Source organism: Nostoc sp. 2RC, assembly GCF_014222165.1.
In the GTDB taxonomy this organism is placed as follows: Bacteria; Cyanobacteriota; Cyanobacteriia; order Cyanobacteriales; family Nostocaceae; genus Nostoc; species Nostoc linckia.
Window position 1 is genome coordinate 1 of sequence record NZ_JACKZU010000373.1, and the last position, 7,952, is coordinate 7,952.

9 protein-coding genes are annotated in these 7,952 nt (G+C 38.4%); 8 read left to right on the plus strand and 1 reads right to left on the minus strand.

From position 1 onward, the window contains the following. The first annotated feature begins 446 nt into the window (after window positions 1-446). Entirely contained in the window at window positions 447-761 is a 315-nt protein-coding gene (locus GNE10_RS28915) for a hypothetical protein (protein ID WP_260447071.1), read from the plus strand. A 95-nt stretch (window positions 762-856) separates the two neighbouring features. Here the strand turns inward: GNE10_RS28915 and GNE10_RS28920 are convergent, their stop codons facing one another. Continuing rightward, window positions 857-1,690, minus strand: coding sequence for an FAD-binding domain-containing protein (locus GNE10_RS28920; protein WP_185569094.1), 834 nt, complete (start codon window positions 1,688-1,690; stop codon window positions 857-859). Window positions 1,691-1,926: 236 nt separating this feature from the next. Between GNE10_RS28920 and GNE10_RS28925 the strand changes: the two genes are divergently transcribed. The 7 genes from GNE10_RS28925 to GNE10_RS28955 all read left to right on the plus strand — a co-directional run bounded on the left by GNE10_RS28925 (window position 1,927) and on the right by GNE10_RS28955 (window position 7,774). Continuing rightward, complete coding sequence (locus GNE10_RS28925) at window positions 1,927-3,759, plus strand: serine/threonine-protein kinase (protein WP_185569095.1); 1,833 nt, start codon at window positions 1,927-1,929, stop codon at window positions 3,757-3,759. Window positions 3,760-3,889: 130 nt separating this feature from the next. Continuing rightward, entirely contained in the window at window positions 3,890-4,369 is a 480-nt protein-coding gene (gene bcp, locus GNE10_RS28930) for a thioredoxin-dependent thiol peroxidase (RefSeq protein ID WP_185569103.1), read from the plus strand. Between the two features lie 46 nt (window positions 4,370-4,415). After that, window positions 4,416-4,805 carry a hypothetical protein gene (locus GNE10_RS28935; RefSeq protein WP_185569097.1) on the plus strand — a complete coding sequence of 130 codons (390 nt, stop codon included), beginning with the start codon at window positions 4,416-4,418 and terminating at the stop codon, window positions 4,803-4,805. A 3-nt stretch (window positions 4,806-4,808) separates the two neighbouring features. After that, complete coding sequence (locus tag GNE10_RS28940; RefSeq protein WP_099069574.1) at window positions 4,809-5,204, plus strand: hypothetical protein; 396 nt, start codon at window positions 4,809-4,811, stop codon at window positions 5,202-5,204. A gap of 27 nt (window positions 5,205-5,231) precedes the next feature. Continuing rightward, window positions 5,232-5,888: a type I restriction endonuclease gene (locus GNE10_RS28945; protein ID WP_185569098.1), complete on the plus strand. Its 657-nt coding sequence runs from the start codon at window positions 5,232-5,234 to the stop codon at window positions 5,886-5,888. Between the two features lie 80 nt (window positions 5,889-5,968). Beyond that, window positions 5,969-6,595 (plus strand): type I restriction enzyme HsdR N-terminal domain-containing protein, encoded by a 627-nt coding sequence (locus GNE10_RS28950; RefSeq protein WP_185569100.1) that lies wholly within the window; start codon window positions 5,969-5,971, stop codon window positions 6,593-6,595. A 3-nt stretch (window positions 6,596-6,598) separates the two neighbouring features. Then, window positions 6,599-7,774 (plus strand): cysteine desulfurase family protein, encoded by a 1,176-nt coding sequence (locus tag GNE10_RS28955; protein WP_185569101.1) that lies wholly within the window; start codon window positions 6,599-6,601, stop codon window positions 7,772-7,774. Window positions 7,775-7,952 lie beyond the last annotated feature (178 nt).

Below are 7,952 nucleotides of genomic sequence, written 5' to 3' on the forward strand. Positions count from 1 at the left end.
AATTTATACATAAAATTATACTAAAAAAGACCCCACCAATAGTGAAATAATTTGGCGCAATTAGGCAAACGTTAGTTTCTTAGTCTATTTGCGATCGCACTTTTGCATCTCCATCGTCATTGGTGTCGCAGCTACGCCATTGGTGTCAACTTAAGCTTAAACGCATGTCACACAGACGTTTTACCCCACCCCTCAATCCCCTGGGGAGGTTTTGCGTTAGCAAAGCCGGGGTGGGGTGACTCCGAATTAGTTAGTAATTGAGTAAGTTTACTCTAACGTCATTACAAGGGTTTTACGTTAAGTTGACACCAATGCAGCTACGCCCGTCCCACACATCCCTGGACTGATTAAAACCTTAAAATCGGCTAATTCCAACATCTAGTCCAGGTTAAAATTAGATATGCATATTGTATTTATAAAAAAGCTACTACAAAAATTAAAAGCTTATGACTGCAAGCAATATTAGGCAGCAAATTTTAGAGCAGCTTAAAACTTTACCTGGAGAACAGGTGAAAACTCTCGTGTTAACATGGCTCACTGGTTCATCCACTTCTTTAGAAGATTTTGAGAGGTTACTAACAAATCAACTTACTCAAACTACAGAAAAATCATTTGAGTCCGGTGAGATAGACGCAGCATTAAATTTTCAACCTCTTACTGAAGCTCAAATGGTTCAGCAAAGCCAATCTGCTCTCGAAGCATACCGTCGCACAGGCTCAGGAGTAGCCCACGAGCGTGTACGCGAAGGGCAGACAGTTTAGGAACAGATCGAGAACGTCCATGTCCCAGATAGTTTGGACACAGTTAATACTCTTCCCTGAAATATTTTTTTTACTCGCAAGTCCCGTAGCTAAATCTACCGCCAACTTTTGCTATTAGGTTGCTTGCTAAATTTACCTTTAGGAAAAAGTCGCTGTTCTAATTCTTCATAACTACCTTCAAAATCGCAATGACCATAAAGCGGACATTTTTGACAATAAATGCCTTTGGTATAGCGTTCTAAATTTTCGCGATTAAAAAAATATGGTTTATGACTAAAGGTGCTAGCAACCCACTGCCAAGACATATTATTACTAGCAGGGTCGCCATCTAAAAGATGTTGGAGAAACCATTTAGCTCCTGCTTGCCAACGAATGCGCCGCCAATGGACAATGTAAGCGGCTATCCACATCCGTGCATGATTATGTAAATAGCCAGTTTCTCGTAAATCACGGCTGAAGCTGTCAATACAAACTCTACCTGTAGTTGCTTGTTTGATATCTGGCGGTAATTCCGGCGCATATTCAGCCACGGTGTAACCAGTTTTATATTCTTCCTGGTCTTTCCAAATTCCATCCCCTAACTTTACATATAACCGTTGCCAATAATCGCGCCAGCCCAACTCATTGATTAATTTAGTAGCATCATTTTGGTGCTGTACCCGGTCGAGGACAAAATCTCGAATTTCTCGCAAACTCAAAACGCCATAGCGGATGTAAGGCGAAAGCCGAGTGACTGCACCTGTGAAAAAATTACGTGTTTGTGCGTAGCGTACTGGGTCGATTTTTTGCAGTGCTTTTTGTGCAGCTTTGCGTCCTCCCACAGTTTCGCTGATGTGGTGATCCCGTTTTGTTGCACTTGGGAATTGTTCGTTCAGGTAAGCTACCAACTCATCGCGGTTGGCAAATTCGCGTCGCATATCTTTAGACATTTGAATTCTCAAGGGTGGGAATGAACAAATTAAAAATACCAGTAGGCTAAATCATTATTATGGCGGATTAACGCGAGTAATTGTTTTCAACCTGATGAGAGAACTTTTTTCATATTAAATAAAGATTCATCGCTGCGTAAGTATAGTTTAAACAAGCATCGCTCTGATGCTAGTTTTCTCCAAATTCTCAGTAATTAAAGCTAAAATATCAGACAAATCTGTGACTTTTCGAGACGATGAGCCTGTGCATCAATCCCAACTGCCAAAATCCTCACAACCCTGATAATCTACTCTACTGTCAAAGCTGCGGCTCTGAATTACTACTAGAAGGCTGTTATCGAGTAACACGACCTATAAGCAAAGGTGGCTTTGCTAGAACATTTGAGGTAAGTGACAGTGGCAAGCTAAAAATTTTGAAGGTTCTTACACTCAATCAACCCAAAGCAGTATCGCTTTTTCAGCAAGAAGCTGAGGTTTTGAAGCGGCTAAATCATCCAGGAATTCCTAATGCTGAGGAATATTTTCAGTTTTTTCCTCAAAATAGCCAAGACCCAGTTCACTGTTTAGTAATGGATAAAATTGATGGAGAAAATTTACACGAATGGTTAGAAAAACGTGGTAATCGTCCCATCAGTGAAAAGCAAGCAATCCTTTGGTTAACACAGTTAGCAAATATTTTGCACGAAGTACATCAGCAGCAGTTTTTCCATCGGGATATTAAGCCTTCTAACATTATGTTAACTGCCGATGGACAATTGGTGTTAATCGATTTTGGTATTGCACGAGAAATGACCGAAACTTACGAGAAAAAACAAGCAGCAGGTCAAATCACAAGATTTGTTTCCGATGGCTATGCTCCTTTAGAGCAAATAAACGGTCGTGCTGTTCCGCAATCAGATTTCTTTGCCTTGGGTCGTACTTTTGTCCATTTGCTTACAGGAAAATATCCTCTCGATCTGATGGCTGATCCCTATGGCGATCCATATACTGCTGGTCTAAACTGGCGTGATGAGGCTAATCATATCTCTTCTTTTTTAGGAGATTTTATTGACCATCTGATGATGCGACCAGTAAAGGATCGCCCCGCGAATACTCAGGCAATATTGCAAAGATTATCAGAAATTAGAGAGACTTTATATCCGACGAAATTAATTAATTCAAATTTGTCTAAAACACAATCCACAGCAAAGACACAAACAATTTCTTTAGAACGTACTATTGGTACTTGGAACTCTGGGCACTCACAAGCTGTCTTGGCTTTGGCTATTAGCCCCGATGGACAGACTTTAGCTAGTGGCAGTAGTGACAAGACAATCAAAGTATGGAAGCTTAATAGTGGCAAAATAATTCGTCACCTTACAGGACATGTATTGCAAGTAAATTCTATAGCAATTAGTTCTGATGGACAAACTTTAGTTAGCAGCAGTAATGACAAGAGAATCAAAGTATGGAATTTGAATACTGGGAAGGAAATTATCAATAGTATAGTCAACTCAGAGGATATCATATCTGTAGCATTTTGTCCAAATAAGCCAATGTTTATTAGTGGTGATTGTGATGGCAAAGTAGCACTATGGGATATAAAAACAGGGCAGTATATTCGCACTTTAGCTACACATGAATACAGAGTTAGTTCATTAGCAGTCAGCCAAAAATATGTAGCTAGTGGTAGCTGGGATGGCACAATAAAGGTTTGGCCAAAGTCAACTTTTACTGGTCATTTAAAGCGCGTTCGCAGTGTAGCCGTTAGCTCAAATGAGCAAATTTTAGTAAGTGCTAGTGAAGATAAAACAATTATTGTATGGAATCTGAATACTGGAGAGCAAATTTATACTCTTAGTGGGCATTCAAATCCTGTTAATTGTGTGGCAATTAGTCCAGATTGTCAGACAGTAGTAAGTGGTAGTGATGACGAAAAAATTAAAGTTTGGGATTTAAGCAATGGGCAAGAAGTTTACAGTATCAATGCCCATTTAGATGGTGTGAATGCACTTGTATTTACCCCAGATGGACAGACTTTGGTCAGTGGAGGTAAAGATACTACCATCAAAGTTTGGCGAATGGATTAGTTTAGAAGTGAGAAAACAGCCCTAAGTTCAGCTAAATTAGGGATTATTTTAATAAATTCGTCATATTTGTGAATGAAAAGCGATCGCCTAACCTATGTACAATTCTAAAGCGAATTCTCACAGTACAATCATGAGCAACATTCCCCAAATCGGACAACCAGCACCAGATTTTTCCACACCCGACGAAAATGGTAATCTCACAAGTCTCTCTGACTTCAGCAGTAAATGGGTTGTGCTTTATTTCTACCCCAAAGATGACACCCCCGGCTGTACCACCGAAGCCAAAGATTTTAGCGAATTATATGAAGACTTCAGCGCACTCGAAGCCAAAATCTTAGGTGTAAGTCCAGATTCCGGTAAATCCCATTGTAAATTTATCAGCAAACATAACTTGTCCATTACCCTCCTCAGCGACCCCGAACATATTTTGATAGAAGCTTATGGTGCTTGGCGCTTAAAGAAGTTTATGGGTAAAGAATATATGGGTGTGGCTCGCTCAACTTTTTTGATTTCACCTGATAGAATTATTGCCTATACTTGGCCAAATGTGAAAACCAAAGGTCACGCTCAAGCGGTTTTAACTAAATTACGAGAATTAGTAGGCACATAAATGGAACTGATGCAAACATATTGTATTTTTAGTAACAAAGCAAGATGTGAGTAGCCTATTTGAGCAAGCTATTACTGATGCACTGAACTCAGCTAATCCTCAAAAAGTTCTGGAAGGCCAAGTAGCTAATGCTATCATCCAAGCAGAGTTTAATTTAGTTAGTTTCAATAAAGTAGTTGGTCTAAATGGCGAAATTGGTGAAATCGATGTAGAAACCAGTAACGCTATCATCGAAGTAACAACTCAAACTGCTCGTAAGTTAAGGCAAATTCAAAAATTAATATCGAATCCAGACTTAAATCCTTTGAAAAAGCCTGTTATCCTCTACGCGCCTAATTATAAAATAACTCCGGCTCAAGATATCATCGCTACCGGAAGTTATGTAGTTCGCGCTGAAGATGAATTATTAGAATTATTATTCCAACTAGGAGCATAAACGATGCCAGAATCTATTTCTCTAATTTCTAGTGCTAAGATTGAACCAGCAGAATTTTTGGCTTTTTTGGAATATTCCGACGTATTACTACATCCAGATAAAATATATGATGGGCGGATTTCTAGAGTAAATAGCCATGTTTGGATTGTTTTAGATAACACCGAATTAAAAAACTTTAGTACTGATGAAATTGAACTGATAACCCAGAAGCTTAGAGCTAAGCCTGAAACTCATATTCTACTTGATGTCAGCAAAACTCCAGGAAGTGAACAACTAGCATTTGAGTTTGCGTGTAAATTTGCCAAAAAATGGTCTTGTGTTATCTATGATTCAAGTCAAAGAGTCTACTCAACACAGGAATTATTAGGATTATGCCAAACAGAATTAGGTTTTGTTTAGATAGTAGTATATGCAGTTGGATTAATTATGATTCAAGTTATCCAAGCTCAAAATGCCACTCTCGCATACTTAAAGAAAAAATTTGCTTTACAACAGTCTGAAGACGATCAATTTTTTACAGAGTGGCTTAATAATTTACCTGAAATTTCCGAATTAGAAAAGCAATACTTAAACCGAGTTAAAACTAACTACCTCAATGTTCTAGAAAACGCTCCTCTTTTGGAAGATGCAGTAAAATTAGTAGTATTGTCCCCCCTGCTTGATTTAGCTGGTTTTTATCTTCCTCCTTTTTATATTGCAACAGAAGAAAGTATAGAAATTAGCGAAGAAATTATTATTGATGAGAGAGAAAGCGCTGAAGAAACTAAAGAAATTATTAAAGGTAGAATTGATGTTCTTGTTTTACAGGATAAGTTATGGTTACTGATAATTGAATCTAAAAGATCTAATTTTTCTTTGGCAAAGGCAATTCCTCAAGCATTAACTTATATGTTGGCGAATCCCCAGCCTAATTATCCTGTATATTCATTGGTACTTAATGGAGAGGATTTTCAATTTATAAAATTGATTCAAGAAGATAAACCAATGTATGCATTATCTGAGAGGTTTACTTTATATAGACGTGAAAACGAATTATACAAAGTTTTAAGTATCTTAAAAAAAATAGGCCAAATTTTGATGTAATTATCTTTCTTGTTATTATCTTAGTTCAAAAAATAATAACGTCATAATATTTATACTGCATCTTTTAATGTAATGAAATTATGGTTCAATTTATCCAAGCACAAAATGTCGGGCTTGCCTATTTAGAGGAAAAATTTAGTCTACAGTTAATTGAAGATGACGCATTCTTCACAGAATGGTTTGAAACTTTACCAGAAATCACAGATTCAGAAAAACAAGAACTAGACAAAGTAAAACTTCATTTTTTCCGTTTAGTCAAATATCCTCCTTTGTCAGAAGAAACGGTTAAATTAGTCGTTTTATCGCCTTTACTCAATTTAGCTGGATTTTATGACGAGCCTTTTTATATAAAAGGCGAACAATCAATAGAAATTTCTGCTGAAGATGAAGAAGAAATTATTAGAGGGCAAATTGATGTTTTAGTTATTCAAGAACAATTTTGGGTGTTAGTGATTGAATCTAAAAGCTCTAGTTTTTCTCTTTTAGAAGCTGTACCTCAAGCACTTGCTTATATGCTGGCTAATCCAAGTGAAGATAAACCTAGTTTTGGATTAGTGACAAATGGTAGTGATTTTATTTTTTTGAAACTGACTAAACAAAATCAGCCAAGGTATGCTATATCTGACCAATTTACACTTTTGAAACGAAAAAATGAACTTTATCAAGTTCTAAGTATATTAAAAAATTTGAGTCAAATTTTGAGTTAATTTATGTCTATTCGCCCTATCTACCTTGATTGTCACGCTACTACACCTGTAGATGAACGGGTATTGGCAGCTATGCTTCCTTACTTTACAGAAAAGTTTGGCAACCCAGCCAGTATTAGTCATGTTTATGGTTGGGAAGCGGAAGCAGCTGTTAAACAAACGCGAGAAATTTTAGCAGCAGCGATTAACGCTAGTCCTGAAGAAATTGTTTTCACTAGTGGTGCAACAGAAGCGAATAATTTAGCTATTAAAGGTGTTGCAGAAGCTTATTTTCAAAAAGGTCAGCATATTATTACTATTGCTACAGAACATAGTGCAGTTCTTGACCCTTGTAATTATCTTAAAACTCTGGGTTTTGAAATTACTATATTACCAGTTAAAAAAAATGGATTAATTGATTTAAATGAATTAGAAAAAGCCTTCCGTCCAGAGACGATTTTGGTATCGGTGATGGCTGCAAATAACGAAATTGGTGTATTGCAACCATTGGCAGAAATTGGGGAAATGTGCCATGCCCACCAAATTATTTTTCACAGCGATGCCGCCCAAGCTATTGGTAAAATTCCCTTGGACGTGCAAGCAATGAAAATTGACTTAATGTCGCTTACCGCACATAAAGTATACGGGCCCAAGGGCATCGGAGCGCTATATGTCCGCAGACGTAACCCCAGAGTACAACTAGCTCCACAGCAGCACGGAGGTGGACATGAGCGGGGAATGCGTTCTGGCACATTGTATACACCGCAAATTGTCGGCTTCGGCAAAGCCGTAGAAATTGCTTTGGCACAACAAGCCACAGAAACCCAACGCCTCACCGAACTTCGACAAAGACTGTGGGAACAACTTTCGCAACTTTCAGGAATTCATCTCAACGGACATCCCCAAGCGCGATTAGCCGGAAACTTGAACATCAGCGTCGAGGGAGTAGATGGAGCCGCATTGTTGTTAGGATTGCAGCCAGTAGTGGCAGTATCTTCTGGTTCCGCTTGCTCCTCAACAAACACCGCACCCTCCCATGTTCTCACAGCCTTGGGACATTCCCAAAAGCTAGCTTACGCATCAATACGATTTGGTATTGGCAGATTTAACACACAACAAGAAATTGATATTGTAGCCAAACACGCGATCGCCACCATTCAAAGCTTGCGTAATTCCGCTTTTGTGAGTTTGGGGAGTTAGGAGTTAGGAGTTAAGAGTTAGGAGTTGGGAGTTGGGAGTTAGGAGTTGGGAGTTGGGAGTTAGGAGTTAAGAGTTAGGAGTTGGGAGTTAAGAGTTAGGAGTTAAGAGTTAGGAGTTGGGAGTTAAGAATTATTCTTCTTGTCTCCTTGTCTCCCTCATCCCCCCATCTCCCCATCTC

Excerpts from the sequence above, each read along its gene's own strand:
- GNE10_RS28915 (WP_260447071.1), top strand. The coding sequence starts at position 447 with ATGACTGCAAGCAATATTAGGCAGCAAATTTTAGAGCAGCTTAAAACT.
- GNE10_RS28920 (WP_185569094.1), bottom strand. The coding sequence starts at position 1,690 with ATGTCTAAAGATATGCGACGCGAATTTGCCAACCGCGATGAGTTGGTA.
- GNE10_RS28925 (WP_185569095.1), top strand. The coding sequence starts at position 1,927 with ATGAGCCTGTGCATCAATCCCAACTGCCAAAATCCTCACAACCCTGAT.
- bcp (WP_185569103.1), top strand. The coding sequence starts at position 3,890 with ATGAGCAACATTCCCCAAATCGGACAACCAGCACCAGATTTTTCCACA.
- GNE10_RS28940 (WP_099069574.1), top strand. The coding sequence starts at position 4,809 with ATGCCAGAATCTATTTCTCTAATTTCTAGTGCTAAGATTGAACCAGCA.
- GNE10_RS28945 (WP_185569098.1), top strand. The coding sequence starts at position 5,232 with ATGATTCAAGTTATCCAAGCTCAAAATGCCACTCTCGCATACTTAAAG.
- GNE10_RS28950 (WP_185569100.1), top strand. The coding sequence starts at position 5,969 with ATGGTTCAATTTATCCAAGCACAAAATGTCGGGCTTGCCTATTTAGAG.
- GNE10_RS28955 (WP_185569101.1), top strand. The coding sequence starts at position 6,599 with ATGTCTATTCGCCCTATCTACCTTGATTGTCACGCTACTACACCTGTA.